This is a genomic window from Aggregatibacter kilianii, from assembly GCF_003129965.1.
Classification (GTDB): Bacteria; Pseudomonadota; Gammaproteobacteria; order Enterobacterales; family Pasteurellaceae; genus Aggregatibacter; species Aggregatibacter kilianii_A.
Genome location: NZ_NRCJ01000038.1, coordinates 1 through 639, shown reverse-complemented (window position 1 = coordinate 639; position 639 = coordinate 1). Strand labels below are relative to the sequence as shown.

Here is a 639-nt window from a genome sequence, read left to right as displayed (position 1 = left end):
CCTTTTATCAATCACTCTTACTCAGACTTTCTTGAAAGTCTCGTTTTCAGCTTGTTTCCGGATTTTTAAAGAACAGATAAAAATAATGCAAGCGACTTGGCTTGCCATCATCATAGTTAAATTTACTCCATCGACTTTCGTTCAATCCAATTAAATTAAATTAAATTAAATTAAATTAAATTAAATTAAATTACAGACTAAACTTATTGAACCAATTAATAAACTTAACTATGACGATATTGGTGGAGATAAGCGGGATCGAACCGCTGACCTCCTGCGTGCAAGGCAGGCGCTCTCCCAGCTGAGCTATATCCCCAATCATATCCTTTGGCTTTCACTCACACTCGGTACTTCTGATATATTTAACGTTGTTTAGTTTGAGGTTTAACTTCGCTTACGCTTCATCAACTCATCCCATCACTAAACTTATTCAAATCATCAAATCACCGGTCTAAGTGGTGGGTCTGAGTGGACTTGAACCACCGACCTCACCCTTATCAGGGGTGCGCTCTAACCACCTGAGCTACAGACCCAACAGGATTTTGTCTTCGACATTTTGTTTTGTTCTTCTCTTGTCTACAACCATCAAACAAACTGTGTGAACACTTAAAGTCGTCTTCTTGGTAAGGAGGTGATCCA

General features: G+C 38.8%; 2 tRNA genes. Both read right to left on the bottom strand.

The window, feature by feature from the left end:
• Positions 1-240: 240 nt before the first annotated feature.
• Positions 241-316, bottom strand: a tRNA-Ala gene (locus DK430_RS13100).
• Between the two features lie 140 nt (positions 317-456).
• Positions 457-533 (bottom strand) — tRNA-Ile (locus DK430_RS13095).
• Positions 534-639: the final 106 nt, after the last annotated feature.